Annotated in this window: 8 protein-coding genes and 1 pseudogene; 2 read left to right on the top strand and 7 right to left on the bottom strand. The window is 76.3% G+C overall.

The window, feature by feature from the left end:
- Window positions 1-26 precede the first annotated feature (26 nt).
- From BLS43_RS14165 to BLS43_RS31680, 3 genes are all read right to left on the bottom strand, one after another.
- Window positions 27-3,314, bottom strand: a complete 3,288-nt coding sequence (locus BLS43_RS14165; RefSeq protein WP_093083980.1) for an ATP-dependent helicase — start codon at window positions 3,312-3,314, stop codon at window positions 27-29.
- 31 nt (window positions 3,315-3,345) lie between these two features.
- Window positions 3,346-4,275 carry a glycoside hydrolase family 16 protein gene (locus BLS43_RS14160; protein ID WP_143030046.1) on the bottom strand — a complete coding sequence of 310 codons (930 nt, stop codon included), beginning with the start codon at window positions 4,273-4,275 and terminating at the stop codon, window positions 3,346-3,348.
- 192 nt (window positions 4,276-4,467) lie between these two features.
- Window positions 4,468-8,046 (bottom strand): ATP-dependent helicase, encoded by a 3,579-nt coding sequence (locus tag BLS43_RS31680; RefSeq protein WP_281245835.1) that lies wholly within the window; start codon window positions 8,044-8,046, stop codon window positions 4,468-4,470.
- A 130-nt stretch (window positions 8,047-8,176) separates the two neighbouring features.
- Between BLS43_RS31680 and BLS43_RS14150 the strand changes: the two genes are divergently transcribed.
- Together BLS43_RS14150 and BLS43_RS14145 are read left to right on the top strand one after the other, a co-directional pair.
- Window positions 8,177-8,947 (top strand): alpha/beta fold hydrolase, encoded by a 771-nt coding sequence (locus BLS43_RS14150; protein WP_093083974.1) that lies wholly within the window; start codon window positions 8,177-8,179, stop codon window positions 8,945-8,947.
- A gap of 13 nt (window positions 8,948-8,960) precedes the next feature.
- The gene (locus tag BLS43_RS14145; protein WP_093083971.1) at window positions 8,961-9,254 is read left to right on the top strand and encodes an MGMT family protein; all 294 of its coding nucleotides are present in this window, start codon (window positions 8,961-8,963) and stop codon (window positions 9,252-9,254) included.
- Between the two features lie 12 nt (window positions 9,255-9,266).
- Here BLS43_RS14145 and BLS43_RS31675 read toward each other — a convergent pair whose 3' ends face one another.
- From BLS43_RS31675 to BLS43_RS32015, 4 genes and pseudogenes are all read right to left on the bottom strand, one after another.
- Complete coding sequence (locus BLS43_RS31675) at window positions 9,267-9,398, bottom strand: hypothetical protein (RefSeq protein ID WP_281245834.1); 132 nt, start codon at window positions 9,396-9,398, stop codon at window positions 9,267-9,269.
- Complete coding sequence (locus BLS43_RS14140) at window positions 9,395-10,573, bottom strand: uroporphyrinogen-III synthase (RefSeq protein WP_093083968.1); 1,179 nt, start codon at window positions 10,571-10,573, stop codon at window positions 9,395-9,397. Before BLS43_RS14140 ends, BLS43_RS31675 begins: the two co-directional genes overlap by 4 nt.
- A gap of 85 nt (window positions 10,574-10,658) precedes the next feature.
- Window positions 10,659-11,477, bottom strand: a complete 819-nt coding sequence (locus tag BLS43_RS14135; protein ID WP_093084300.1) for a TIGR02569 family protein — start codon at window positions 11,475-11,477, stop codon at window positions 10,659-10,661.
- Between the two features lie 975 nt (window positions 11,478-12,452).
- Window positions 12,453-12,848: pseudogene (locus BLS43_RS32015) on the bottom strand (hypothetical protein); the annotation flags it as partial.
- Window positions 12,849-12,868: the final 20 nt, after the last annotated feature.

Here is a 12,868-nt window from a genome sequence, read left to right as displayed (position 1 = left end):
GTGAGTGGCGATAGTCGCCAGAGCGACTATCGCCACTCACGGGGTCTGAGCAGGGACTCAAGTTCGCGCTCCGTCATCAGGTCGGCCGGGTTGAGGGTGGCGTTCTCCTTCACGTAGTGGAACGCCGCTCGGACGCGGGCGGGCTCCACCCCGGCCAGATCGGCCCAGGCCAGGCGGTACATCGCCAGCTGGACGCCGACGGCGTGCCAGCGGTCCGCCTCCGGCACCGCGCCGGTCTTCCAGTCGACGACCGTGAAGCCGCCGTCGGGGTCCGCGAACACCGCGTCCATCCGGCCCCGCACCGCCACGCCGGCGAGCACCGTCTCGAACGAGACCTCCACCTCGACCGGCACTCGGTCCGCCCAGGCGCTGCCGAGGAACGCCTCCTGCAGCTCCTCCAGTGCCGCATCGCCCGCCGCCTCGTCGTCCGCGGCGCCGGGGAGCTCGTCGACGTCCAGCAGCTTCTCCGCGCCGAAGCGCTGCTCCAGCCAGGCGTGGAACGCCGTGCCCCGCCGCGCGTGCGGGTTCGGCTGCAGCGGCAACGGGCGGCGCAGCCCCGCCGCGAACGCGGCCTCGTCCGCCGCCAGCTCGACGAGCTGGCTGACGCTGACCTGCCCGGGCAGCGCGACGGTGGGGCGGGCGACCCCGGCCGCACGCTCGGCCAGCAGGACGTCCACGTCCGCGGCCCAACCCTCGGGGTCCGGGTCCTCGGGTTCCTCGATCTCCAGGCTCAGCTGGTTCTCGTCCTGCCGCCTGGCCTTGCGCCGGGCCCGTTCGCGGGCCCTGATCGCCTCCCGGACGAGGTCCGCGCCCTCGTGCACCGCCGCCGACCGGGCCCCGAGCGGGTCCGCGGGCCACTCGGCGGTGACCTCGCGGGCGAGCACGGGGTTCTCCGCGCCCTCCTCCGGCGGGTCCGCCCAGATCTCCGGGGCGGTGACGGCGGCGATCGCGGCGAGGAACTCCGAGGGCCCACGCGGTGTGGACCCGGTGGCGCCCCACTGGTGCCCGGAACACAGCAGCACGCGCTCGGACCGGGTGAGCGCGACGTAGAAGAGCCTGCGCTCCTCGGTCTTGCGGCGCGCCTCCAGCCCGGACTCGTGCTCGTCCAGGGCGAGCTCGACCTGCTTGCGGTCCGGCGCCGGCGGCACGTACAGGCCGGGGAGGTCGTCCGCGTCCCCCCGCAGCGGGACGGGCAGCTCGGCGACGTTCGTGATCCAGCTGCCGGACATCTTCCGACCCGGGAACACCTGGGTGACCAGGTGCGGGACCGCCACGACCTCCCACTCAAGGCCCTTCGCCGCGTGCACCGTCAGGATCTGCACCCGGTCCTCCGCGACCTCGACCTCGCCGGGTGAGAGCCCGTCCTCGGCCTGCTCGGCGGTGTCCAGGTAGTCCAGCAGCGCCGGCAGGCTCGACACCTCCGCACCCGCCGCGAAGTCCGCCACGACGTCCGCGAACGCGTCCAGGTGCGCGCGGCCCGCCGGGCCGGGCCGGGCGGCGGTCTCGACGTCCAGCAGCAGCACCCGCTCGACGTCCGCCACCAGGTCCGGCAAGGGCGCCGACGCCCGCGACCGCAGCCACGACAGCTCGCGCGCGAGCCGCTGGATCCGGGCGAACCCGGCCGCGGAGTACTGCTCGGGCGGGCCCGGGTCGTCCAGCGCGTCGACCAGGCCCGCCAGCTCCGCCTGTTCGCCCGGCAGCGCGCCGAGGGCCAGCTCGGCGGGCGGCAGCGGACCATGCCGGGCGGGCAGCGGGGGGACCAGCTCGCGGGCCCGCTCCCACAGGGCGGCCAGGTCGGCGACGCCGAGCCGCCAGCGCGCACCCGTCAGCAGCCGGACGGCGGAGGGGCCGGACAGCGGGTCCGCGACGATCTTCAACGCACTGACCAGGTCGCGCACCTCGGGTGTGTCGAGGAGCCCGCCGAGCCCGACGACCTCGACCGGGAGCCCGCGGTCGCGCAGCGCGGCGGCGAGCGCGTCCATGTCTCCGCGGCGGCGGACCAGCACCGCGCTGGTCGGGGGCGACGTGCCGGCCTCCGCCCGGGCCCGCCACTGCTCGGCGATCCCGTCCGCGACCCACGCGACCTCCTCCAGGACGGTCGAATGCAGGGCGACGCGCACATCTCCTGGCGCCGCCGTCGGGCCCGGGACCAGCGCCCCCACGTCCTCCCGCAGGGGCTCGGACACGACGTTCGCCAGGTCGAGCACCTCGGCGGGGTTGCGGAAGCTGGTGAGCAGGCCGTACTGGGCGGCGGGCTCGCCGCCCGGGGCCGGGAAGTCGGTGCGGAAGCGGGCGAGGTTGCCCGCGCTGGCCCCGCGCCAGCCGTAGATCGACTGACAGGGGTCGCCGACGGCGGTGACGGCGAGGGTGTCCGCGCGCACCGGCTCGCCGGGGATGCGACCGAACAGCGCCCGCAGCAGCACCCGCTGGGCGTGTCCGGTGTCCTGGTACTCGTCGAGCAGGACGGCGCGGTACTGGCCGCGCTCGATCTCCCCGACCTCGGGCCGGGCCTCGGCGACCCGCGCGGCGATCGCGAGCTGGTCGGAGAAGTCCATCGCCCGCTCGGCCGCCTTGCGCCGCGCGTACTCCTCGACCAGCGGCAACAGCTCGATGCGCAGCCGCTGGGCGGACATCTTGTCCTTGTACTTCTGCGCGGGCTCGGCGCGCTGGCGCTTCGCGGGCGGCGCCGTCTCCATCAGCTCGAGCAGCTCCAGGGTGAAGCGCCGCAGCCGCTCCGGCTCGACGAGGTGCTCCCCCAACTCCCCCGCCAGCGCCAACAGGTAACCGGTCACCGTCGCCGGGACGCGGTCGACCTCCAGGTCCGCCGCCCACGAGCTGACCACCCGGTGCGCCAGCTGCCAGGAGGCCGTCTGCCCCAGCAGCCGGGACGCCGGTTCCGCGGGCAGCCGCAGGGCGTGCTCGGACACCAGCCGCCCGGCATAGGCGTGGTACGTCGCGACGGTCGGCTCGCCCGCGAGCAGGGCCGCGCGGCGGGCCCCGCTGGGATCCAACTCGTCGAGCAGCGGGGACCCCGCCAGGCGGCGCAGCCGGGACCGGACGCGCGTGCCGAGCTGCTGCGCCGCCTTGCGGGTGAAGGTCAGGCCGAGCACCTGCTCCGGCAGGACCTGGCCGGTCGCGACGAGCCAGACGACGCGGGCCGCCATCGTCTCCGTCTTGCCCGCACCCGCACCGGCCACGACCAGCGCCGACTCGGCGGGTGCCGCGATCACCGCGGCCTGTTCCTCCGTCGGCGGGTGCAGGCCCAGCGCCCGCGCGAGGACCGCGGGCGGGAGCGGACCGGCGGCGACTGTCACGGTGACCTGTCTACCGCAGGGGCCCGACGGTTCAGACGGGCTGCCCGGGCAGGCTCGAGATCCGCAGGTAGTCGACCTGGAGCCGGATGTCCGGGGCGCCCTCGACCGGGGCGCCGAGCCAGCCCGGGGCCGGGCCCTGGTCCAGCTGGATCGTGGCGTGCATCGGCTTGGTCGGGATCATCGCCTTGTCCAGCGACTCCCAGGTCTTGACCCCGTCGACGTACATCGTGAGCCGGTCGGGCAGCCACTCGAACGCGAACGTGTGCCACTGCGAGAAGTCCCCCGGCGTGGAGCCGCCGAAGGTCTGGTTGTCCGCACCCCAGTGGATGATCGTGTGGGCGAGGTTCCGCTCGGGGCTCGGGACCTCCATCATGTCCAGCTCGCCGTCGTCCGGCCACTTCTCCGAGTCCGGCCAGAGCAGGATCGCCGATCCGAACCCGACGCCCTTGTCCGTGCGCGCCCGGAACTCCCAGCGGCCGTAGAGCTGGCCCGACTTCATCCCGATGCCACCCGACGTCCCACCGTCCGCCGACCGGCCGGTGATGGTCAACAGCCCATCGCCGACGGTCACCGCGTCCGGGGTGCGGCGGCCGTTGTTGAAGGCGCCGACGGAGTCGTAGACGTTCCACTGCCCGCTGATCGCGCCCCCGGAGAACTCGTCGCCACCCGCGGGCGCCCAGGCGACGCCCGGCACCGGATCCGCCTGGTGCACGGCCGCGGCGGGCTTGGGCTTCGGGGTGGTGGTCCGCGGGGGCGTGGTCGTCGGCTTCGGTGTGGTCGTCGGCGCCACCGTGGTGGTGGGCGGCGGCGGGACCGTGGTCGTGGGCGCCGCCAGCGCGGCCCCCTGGGAGTCCGGCGACGGAGTCAGCTCCGGCTCCGCCGCGGACCCGCAGGCGGCCAGCAGCACGGTGAGGACACCGGCAGCGGCGACGGCGAGAACTCGGGAACGCGGGCGGGACACCGGGGGAGCCTCCTCGGGGCGCACCGGAGGCGGGGAGCGCCGGTACGCGACAGGACAGGGGGAACGCGGGGGATGCGGGCCGAACGGTACCGGGTCCGCAGGGCTCCGACCCGCATCGGCCCTCGAACGGCGTGCCCGGTGCGCTCGGTGTGCCGGGCCGCCCACAACGGTCGAGGACTGCCGCCGGTCGGCTCACGGGTCGACCACCGGCCGACCGGACTCGACCGCCGGGCAACTAGTCCGAACGGGGCAACGGTCGCAGTCCGGCCCGACCCGCGCCACATAGGACGGCCCGGCCGTGCGGCCCGCCGCCTGGCGGACCTCCCCGAGCCAGTGCCCGACCGCCTCCCCCTCGAGCGGCTCCTGGTCGCGCTCCTTCGGCGATCCCGACCTGCGGTCGGCCACGAAGACCAGGCGCGCCCCGCCCGGCTCCGCCCCCTCCCCGACGAGCTCGGAGAACGCACCGAGCGTGGCCGCCAGCTGGTAGACCGCCAGCTGCGGGTGCTCGGCCGCCGACGCCGCGCTGACCGCGGTCTTGCCGGTCTTGACGTCCACCACGACGGGTCTGCCCCGGTCGTCCACCTCCAGGCGGTCGACCCGCCCGCGCAGCCGGATGGTGGGCCGGGGCTCGCCCACCTCGACCGCGCCGGGGGCGTCCCCCTCGATGTCGAGCTGCACGGGATGCTCGACGGCGAGCAGCCGCAGCCCCGCCTCGCGGCTCTCGCGAAGCCACTGGTCGAACCCGGCCAGCATCCCGCGCACCCGCTCCAGCTCGCGCCTGCCGTACCAGGGCGCGCCCGCGTCGAGCCGGGCCCAGGCGGTGCGCAGCGCGGCGTCGATCTCCTCCGATGGCGCCCCCGCGGCGCCCGCCTGGACCAGCGCGTGGACCAGCGAGCCGGTCACGGCGGACAGCGCCCCGACCTCGGCCCCGCCGTGCCGTTCGAGGACCCACCGCAGCGGGCACGCGAGGATCCGCTCGACGTCCGACGGCGAGACCGGCACGACCTCACCGGGCGGGCGCAGCGGGTCCCCGCTGGACGGCTCGGCCACGCCGTACCAGTCCTCCGGGTGCGCGCCGGGAACCTTGTCGGCGGCGAGCCGGGCGAGCTGCAATGCGGCCCGCCTGCGCCGGGCCACCCGCTCCGGGTCCCCGTGGTCCGGTTCGGCGACCGCCCGGCGCAGCTCCCCGACCAGCTCGGCGAGCACGAGGGCGCGCCCGGGCCGGGTGGGCAGGCGCCCCTCCGTCGCGTCCGCAGGCAGCGGGTCCAGCTCGTCGAGGAAGCGAGAGGGCTGTTCGTCCTCCGCGTGCACCGCGCTGACCAGCAGGGTCCGCCTGGCCCGGGTGCAGGCGACGTAGAACAGCCTGCGCTCCTCGGCCAGCAGGGGCGCCGTGCGGGACACGCCCTCGCCGGGCTCCGCCACGCCCGCCACGACGTCCACCAGCCGTTCGTTGCCCAGCAGGCTGCCGCGCAGGCGCAGGTCGGGCCACGCACCCTCCTGCACGCTCGGCACCGCGACGACCTCCCACTCCCGCCCGCGCGCGGCGTGCGCGGTCAGCAGGGCGACCGCTTCCTCGCGCGGCGCCGCGACTGCTCCGGTGTCCCCGGGGAGGTGCTGGTCACCGAGGTACTCCGCGAAGCCGGCGACGTCCGCACCCGGGAGCCGGTCGGTGTAGCGGGCCGCCGCGTCGAACAGGGCGAGGACCGCGTCGAGGTCACGGTCCGCCGCGGCACCGACCGGGCCACCGCGCGCGCTGGCGCCTGCCCAGCGCCGAGCCAGGCCCGACCGCTGCCAGACCTGCCAGAGCACCTCCTCCACGCTCCCGCCCTCCTTGGCGGCCGCCGCCGCGGTGGCGAGGAGGGCGGACACTGCGCGCAAGGGCGCGGAGTCGCCGGGTGGGAGGGCGGTGAGCGGGTCCGGCCTCCCCCGCGCCGCCGCCCGCAGCGCCGCCACCAGCAGCGGGTCGGACCCGGCCCGCTCCGCGTCCTCCGCAGTCGGGGCCCACTCCGCCGCCGCTCGGGTGCGCGCCGAGTCGGGCTCGTCGGGATCGCCTGGGGTGCTGTCCGTGCTGTCCGTGTTGTTCGTGTTGTTCGTGTTGTCCGTGCTATCCGCGCTGTCCGTGCTGTCCGCGCTGTCCGCGCTGTCCGCGCTGTCCGCGCCGTCCATGCTGTCCGCGCTGTCCGTCGCGGCTTGGGCATCGCCCGGAGGCGGGGCGGGGGGGCTCCAGGGATCGTCCGCGCCGTGGCGGCGGGCGGCGGCGTGGAGACGCAGCAGCCCACGGCGGAGCCGGCGCATGCGCATGGGATCGCCCGAGCCGACCGCGGAGGTGAGCAGGGCGGTGGCGGCGTCCGCGTCGAGGGTGTCGGGGCGGGTGGCGGCGCGCAGGATCAGCAGGAACGGCACCACCGCGGGTTGGCGGGCCAACGGCAGCTCCTCGGGCGGCGCCGCGATCGGCACGCCCGCCGCGACCAGGGCCCGTCGCAGCGCGGGCAGGGTCCGCCGCGCGGAGCGCGACAGCACCGCCATGTCCGACCACGCCACCCCCTCGAGCAGGTGGGCGCGGCGGAGCCGGTCGGCGATCCAGGCCGCCTCGGTGGCCGCGGAGGTGAACGTGCGGACCAGGACCGCGCCCGGGTCGGCGAGCTCGGTGTCCGGCGGCGCGATCCGCAGCCGCGCCTCCCCGGAACCGGACAGCCGGGAGGCCAGCCGGGACCCGGCGGCACGCACCGCGTCTCGCTGGCGATGGTCGACCGTGAGGATCTCCGTGGGCGCCTCGAGCGCCCGCAGACCCTCCGGCTCGGCGCCGCGGAACCCGAGGACCGCCTGGTCCGGGTCCCCCGCGATCCACGCACTCGTGGCCGTGCGCGCCAGCACCCGCACCAGCTCGAGCTGCTGCGGATCGAGGTCCTGAGCGTCGTCGACGTAGAGGTGGCGGACCCGCTCCCGCTCGGCGGCGAGCAGGTCGGGGTCGAAGGCCAGCGCGTCGAGCGCCGCGGCGACCAGCTCCGCGGAGTCGAGGGCGGGGGCGGTGGCCTGCGGGGCGGCCCGACCCGCGGCGCCGCGCAACAGGATCACCTGTTCGTAGGTGCGGAAGAACCGGCCCGCGGCCTCCCACTCCGGCACGCCGTGGCGGGTCCCGAGCGCCAGCAGCTCCTCGGGGCCCAGCCCGCGTTCCTCGGCCCGCAACAGCAGCTCCCGCAACTCTCCCGCGAAGGCGGGTACCGCGAGCGCGGCCCGCACCCGGTCCGGCCAGTCGGAGCCGGGCACCGACCCGTTCCAGTTCGCCAGCTCACCGGCCAGGAGGTCACGGACCACCGCGTCCTGTTCCGCGCCCGCCAGCAGGCGCGGCGGTGGATCGCCCGCCCGCGCGGCGTGCAGGCGCATGATCCCGAACGCGTAGGAGTGCACCGTGCGCACCAGCATCTCGCGGGTGGTGCCGTGCAGGCCCCCCTCCGCCGGCACCACGGCCCGGACCAGCTGTTCGCGCAGGTCGGCTGCGGCGCGCCTACTGCCGACCAGGACCAGGATCCGCCCCGGGTCGACCCCGGCGCGGATCCGCCCGCTGACGTTCGCGGCGAGCAGCGTGGTCTTCCCGGTGCCGGGTCCGCCCAGCACCCGCAGCGGCCCGGTGTGGTGGTCGACCACCCGCCGCGCGGCCCCGCTCCACTCGGGCGCAGGCCGCGGCGACCGCGCGGGCCGCACGAGCAGTGGGCCCTCCGCCGCGGGGGCGCGGCCGCCGCCGACAGGCGGACGGGAGTCGGGTGTCGTCACGGCGTCGATGCAACCACGTGCCACCGACATCGTGACGGCGGTGTCCACAGGTGCCGGTTTCTGTGGACAACTCGGGTCCGGCACGCCGCACGCGGAGGTTCACGGTCGAGCCGGATGGCACGATCACCGCATGGTCGAACCCCTGCACGTCCACCTGACCGGTGATCCCGCCGGGCCGCCGGTGCTCGCCCTGCACGGCGTCACCGGGCACGGGCTGCGCTTCCGCCCGCTCACCGAGCAACTCCCGCACCTGCGCTGGGTCGCCCCGGACCTGCGCGGACACGGCCGGTCGCCGTGGGCGCCGCCGTGGCGGCTCGAGCAGCACGTGGCGGACGCGCTCGCGGTGCTGGACGCGCAGGGGATCGAGCGGGCCGCGGTCGTGGGGCACTCCTTCGGCGGGGCGATCGCCGTGCACCTGGCCCGGGCCGCGCCCGCGCGGGTGGAGTGCCTCGTGCTGGTCGATCCCGCGCTGGGGCTGGACCCCCAGGACATGTTGGAGACGGCGGAGGAGACGCGTCCGGACGAGTCGTACCCCGATCGCGCCGCCGCGCGGGCGGCCAAGGCCGAGAGCTGGGAGGGCGTGGCGGACCGCTGGGTGGACGCGGAGGTCGAAGCCCACCTCGAGGAGCAGGGCGGCGTATGGTCCTGGCGCTACTCGCGCGCCTCGGTGATCGGCGCCTGGAGCGAGATGGCCCGGCCCGCCGCAATCCCGCCCGCGGGCACCCGCACGCTGGTCCTGCCCGCCACCAAGGCGGACTTCGTGTCCGACGAGTGGCTCGCGGCCTGCGCCGCCGAGCTCGGCGACTCGCTCACCGTGCAACGGGTCGACACCGGGCACATGGTCTACCTGGAGCGGCCCGCGGAGTCGGCGGCCCTGATCGGCGACTTCGTCGGGGAGTGAGCGGGGAGGCGTGATGGACGAGGCTGCGCACGAGCGGATCCGGGCGGCGGTGGCGGCCATCCCGGCGGGCACCACGAGCACGTACGGCGCCGTGGCCGCCGAGGCGGGCCTGCCGGGGCGGGCGCGGTTGGTCGGGCGGGTGCTCCGCGAGGACGGGCACGACCTGCCCTGGCACCGTGTGCTGCGGGCGGACGGGACCTGCGCGCCGCACGTCGCGCAGGAGCAGGCCGCGCGGCTCCGGGCCGAGGGGATCCTGGTGGAGGGCGGGCGGCTGCCGAAGGCATTCCGTTCCCGCCGAGAACCGTGAGGGCGCGCGCCCTCAGCGCGGTCCCCCGCTGGTCGGCAGGACGGTGGACTCCCACGGCGGGCCCGGGGCGGCGACCCGGTCGCGGGCCTGGGGTTCCGGGAGCGGACGGAGGTCGGCCGGGCGGCGGCGCACCACCCGCTTCACCGCTCCTCGCCGTGCTGGTCGTCGTATCGGGAGGGGTCCACGGCGGGGTCCACGGCAGGGTCCACTGCGAGGCGATACCCGCGCTCGTCCGCCGTCCGGATCAGCGTCGCAGGGCCGAGCCAGGCCCCCAGCCGGGCCACGGCCGACTCGACGTCGTGATCGCCCCCGGGCAGGGCCCGCACCAGTTCCTCCCGGGGGACCACCCGCCCGGGCAGGCAGGCCAGCGCCCGCAGCACCGCCATCCCGGCCGGAGGGACGGTCTTCAGCTCGCCGTCGACCAGCACGGCGTCGCCGCGCAGCTCCAGGACGTGCCCTGCCACCGGCAGCCGCCGAACCAGGGAGGGCGCGGCGGACTCGAGCGTGCGGACCATCGCCCCGAGCCGCGACCGCGCCGGTTGCCAGGTCGGCACGTCGAGAGCCTCCAGCGGGGCCGCGGTGACCGGCCCCACGCACAGCACGCGGACCGTCGTCCGGAGGGCGGCGAGCAGGTCGTCCCGAAGGCCGCGCTCCCCCGCCCGGGCGAGCAGCGCGCTCGCGGCGGGCGCGCTGGTGAAGGTCAGGACGTCGATCGCGCCGGCCAGGACGGCGTCGGTGAGCCGGTCCATCGGTACCGGGTCGACCGGCAGCATCCACCGGTACACCGGGACCGTGACGACCTCGGCGCCCGCGCGCTCGAGGGCCTCGACGACGTGTCGGAGCGGCTCCCCGTGCAGCTGGACCGCGATGCGCTGCCCGGCGACCCCCTCCGCCAACAGGTGGTCCAGCATCTCGGCGGAGGACTCGGACGCAGGCGACCACACCTCGCTCAGCCCCGCCGCGCGGATCTGCCCCCGCGCCTTGGGTCCGCGGGCGAGGATGCGGCTGGTGCCGAGGGCCGTGAGCAGCTGCTCCCCCACACCCCAGCCCGCCGCGGCCTCGACCCACCCGCGGAAACCGACCCCGGTCGTCGCGACGGTGACGTCCGGCGGCCTGCCGATGAGGTCGCGGGTCCGCGCCTGGAGGTCCGTGTCGTCCGCCAGCGGCACAATCCGGATGCAGGGCCCGTGGCGCACCGTGGCGCCACGGCGCTCCAGCATCGTGCCCAACTCCTCGGCACGGCGAGCGGCGGTCACGCCGACCGTGAACCCGGCGAGCGCGGGCACGGGTGCCTCGTCATCGGTGGTGGGGGCGCTCATCGGCACATCCTGCGACATCATCGAGGCCGCAGCTCGCGAGCGCGATCACGGTAACCAGAACTCAACATCCACCCCGCGGCGGGACCTACAGACGGGCGGACACCAGCCCGGCCACGCGTTCGAGGCCGGCCACGCTGCGCGCCGACGCGTCGGGGTGCTGGGCGTGCAGCGCCAGCCGGTAGAGGGCCGCGCGGAGCAGCGCCTGCGGCCACTCGTCGAGGTGGGCCCAGCGGTCGATCAGCCCCTCGTCGGCGCCGCCCCAGGCGATCGCGTCGACCACGACGACCGCGGCGGCCCACTCGGCCGGGCGCCAGAACGGGACCAGGTCGAGGACCACGGGCACGCCGTCGCCGTCGAAGAGCACGGCGCCGAACAGCTCACCGTGCACGACCTGCGGTGGGGACTTCATGGGGCGGCGGTGCGCCGCGAGCTCGCCGAACAGGCGGCCGCCCGCCGCGTCGTCGAGGGCGAAGCGGCGTTCCCCGAAGGCGGCCGCCGCGCTGCGGGCCAGCAGGTCGTCTCGGCTGTCGAGCAGCCGGGGCCGCTGGACCGTGGCGGTCGCGGCGTGCAGGCGGAGGCTGGCGGAGACGACGTCGTCGTGGCGGGGCTCGGAGGCACCGGCCAGGAAGCGGGAGGCGGCCCAGCCCGCCACGACCCACCGGCCGTCCGACGAGCGGACCGGGCGGGCGAGCCGCACGGCCTCGACGTCGAGGTTCTCCAGGACGCCCGCCGACCACGCGGCCATGGCGTTGTCGGCGACCGGACGCAGCAGCACCTCGTCGCAGTGCCAGGCGCGCTGACCCGCCCAGACGACCGGGCGCGGGACGGCATCCTTGACCCCGAACGCGACGCGGACGTGCTCGGGGAGGGCTGCCGCCTGCGGGGCCGTGGGTGCTGCGGTCACGGCGGCCACGCTACCTGCGCCGTCCTGCGGATCCGAGGTGCCACGCGGGAGTGACTTCAGCCGCCGGCGGTGCTGTCGGCGACGATCCGGCTCCAGTCCGAGGCGCCGCCGTTCCCGCCGGTGGCACCGTCGAAGCCGCCGCCGTCGGAGCCGCTGCTACGCGAGTCGCTGCCAGGGGAGTCGCTGCTGTCCGAACCACTGCTGCGAGAGTCGCTGCCCTCCGAGCCGCTGCGGTCCGAGCCACCGCTGCCGGAGCCGCTGCCGTTGGACCCGCTGCCGTTGGACCCGCTGCCGCGAGAGCCGCTGCGGTCCGTGCCGCTGCGGTCCGAGCCGCTGCGGTCCGAGCCGCTGCGGTCCGAGCCGCTGCGGTCCGAGCCGCTGCGGTCCGAGCCGCTGCGGTCCGAGCCACTGCTGCCGGAATGGCTGCCGCCCGAGGTGCTGGTGTGAGAGTCGCTGCCCTCCGAGCTGTTGCGGTCCGAGCTGTTGCGGTCCGAGCTGTTGCGGTCCGAGCTGTTGCGGTCCGAGCTGCTGCCGCCGGAGCGACTGCTGTCCGAACCACTGCTGCGAGAGTCGCCGCCCTCCGAGCCGCTGCGCTCGGTGCCGCTGCTGCCGGAGCCGCCGCCCGAGCTGTTGCTGCCGGAGCGGCTTCCGTGAGACTCGCTGCCCTCGGAGCCGCTGCGGTTCGAGTTGCCGCTGCCGTCCGAGCTCCTGCGCTCGGAGGTGGTGCTCGCGCCGTCGTGCGAGGCCGTGGCCCGCGTCGTCGTGGCGCGGGTGCGCTCGTCCTGGTTCGTGCCCGGCCCGCTCCGAGAGGTGGTCGCGGTCGAGCCGTCGCCCGACTCTCCGTTCCGGCTTCCGGTGGCGCCGTTCGCGCTCCCGGAACCGGACGTCGCGCGCTCGTCGCCGGGCGAGGTGCTGCCGGTGGAGCGCTGGTCGACGGTGCGGGCCGCCCCCTCCTCGGCGATCCGCCGGTCGGCGTCACGCAGGGCAGCCTCGACCATTGGCGCCGCGAACGAGGAGGTCATCGACCGGACCATGGGACCGGCGACGGCCGACGCCACCCCCGGCGCCGCCGTCCCGGCCGGCGCGACCGGGACCGACGCCGGCGCGCCGGACCGAGGCTGGTCCGCGCGATCCGGGGCGGACGGCTGCGTCCGCCCCGTGCTCGCGTCCGGAGCAGCAGGACGATCCTCGGCCACGGCAGCGGAGGGGCCGGCGGCACCTCCCTGTCCCTGCGCCGTGCCCCCGCCCGACTGCGCCGCTGTCGCCGCGGACCTGTCGGCCCGGGCACCGTTGGACTGGGCACCGTTGGACTGGGCACCGTTGGACTGGGCACCGTTGGACTGGGCACCGTTGGACTGGGCACCGTTGGACTGGGCACCGTTGGACTGGGC

Source organism: Pseudonocardia oroxyli, assembly GCF_900102195.1.
In the GTDB taxonomy this organism is placed as follows: Bacteria; Actinomycetota; Actinomycetes; order Mycobacteriales; family Pseudonocardiaceae; genus Pseudonocardia; species Pseudonocardia oroxyli.
Note: the sequence above shows the minus strand (reverse complement) of the source record. Positions and strands in the feature narration are given on the sequence as shown.

What these genes read in the sequence shown, in the direction of transcription:
- BLS43_RS14150 (WP_093083974.1), top strand. Translation starts at nt 8,177, where the DNA reads ATGGTCGAACCCCTGCACGTCCACCTGACCGGTGATCCCGCCGGGCCG.
- BLS43_RS14145 (WP_093083971.1), top strand. Translation starts at nt 8,961, where the DNA reads ATGGACGAGGCTGCGCACGAGCGGATCCGGGCGGCGGTGGCGGCCATC.
- BLS43_RS14140 (WP_093083968.1), bottom strand. Translation starts at nt 10,573, where the DNA reads ATGAGCGCCCCCACCACCGATGACGAGGCACCCGTGCCCGCGCTCGCC.